2 protein-coding genes are annotated in these 1,135 nt (G+C 36.9%); both read right to left on the minus strand.

The features are described from left to right. Nucleotides 1-15 precede the first annotated feature (15 nt). Nucleotides 16-528: a RipA family octameric membrane protein gene (locus tag ACT6XC_RS09310; protein ID WP_443741608.1), complete on the minus strand. Its 513-nt coding sequence runs from the start codon at nucleotides 526-528 to the stop codon at nucleotides 16-18. 14 nt (nucleotides 529-542) lie between these two features. Then, nucleotides 543-1,135, minus strand: a 593-nt coding sequence (locus ACT6XC_RS09315; protein ID WP_443741609.1) for a CatB-related O-acetyltransferase, incomplete at its 5' end; no start/stop codon positions are given.

A 1,135-nucleotide genomic window follows, 5' to 3' on the forward strand; every position in this document is an offset into this window, starting at 1 on the left:
GTAATTTCTTTTTCTTCAAGTCCTTATGCATAAAGTTTTTTCAAACAAAGAAAAAAGGTTTATTACAAGAAGCAAAGCCCATGCAAGACTTATAAAAAAAGTGAATTTTGATGTTAATTTCTGACTTGAAATATTTTTATTTAAGAAATTCTCACCTTTATTGAGATAAACAGAATAAACATATAATTTTTGTTTCTTATTTTTCTTTAAGACTTTGGCAAGTTTTTTTTCATAGTCTTGAACTACACTTATCCAGGAAAGCATCCAATGATAATGCCCTTTTACTGTCAGATTCCAGCATATTGAGGTTACAAGTCCCACAAGCATTATCAATATTTTTAGAAACAAAAACTCCTTGCATTCTTTTTCCAGAGTATAAAAAGCAATAAATAACGCTCCGGTAAAAATTGAATAATAATTTGCCCAAGTGTTGTAATTCTGATAGTGAAAATTGCGTCCTTCTATCGCCTTTTCATAATATTTGAAAACATTGTCGAATTCTTTTTTTTCATCAATTACTCTTCCCATAAAAATTCTCCACCTTACCTCTTCAAAAATTCATTCAGCATTTCTTCATCCAACTTTTCATAAACAACCGGCATGTCTTCTTTCGTGAATTTGTCGAACAAGGCGGCAACGTCGGTTTTTTCAAGTTTTTTACGAAGGCTTTCGTCCAGTCTGTACTTTATGAACTTTGCAGGATTTCCGCCGACTATTGCATAAGGCTCGACATCTTTTGTGACCACAGCTCCGGCCGCAACAACAGCCCCCTGACCAACAGTAACGCCAGAGCAGATTATCGCATTCTGACCAATCCAGACATCGTCTTTTATAACAATGTTTCCCTTGCTTCCGGCTTCGCGCTCTTCTCCAAAAAGCCGCACCTTAAACGGATAAGTCGAGATTGTGTCAAGATTGTGCTCGCCACCCAAAAGAAAAGTTGTTCCGCCGGCAATCGAGCAGTAATTTCCGATAATAAGCTTCGTGTCAGCAGGCGAAAAATCAACAACGGTTATTGCTCCGTAAGATTTTCTTCCAACCTGAACACGGTTCATGTCGCACATATTCACAACGCACACAAGATTGTGCCTGTTCCGCAGACGAAACAACCTGTGGAAAATTTTGAGTTTTAAAA

Origin of the sequence: Treponema berlinense, assembly GCF_052273165.1 — a bacterium.
In the GTDB taxonomy this organism is placed as follows: domain Bacteria; phylum Spirochaetota; class Spirochaetia; order Treponematales; family Treponemataceae; genus Treponema_D; species Treponema_D berlinense_A.

Bases quoted from the DNA above. Each gene is read 5' to 3' on its own strand.
- ACT6XC_RS09310 (WP_443741608.1), bottom strand. From the start codon at position 528: ATGGGAAGAGTAATTGATGAAAAAAAAGAATTCGACAATGTTTTCAAA.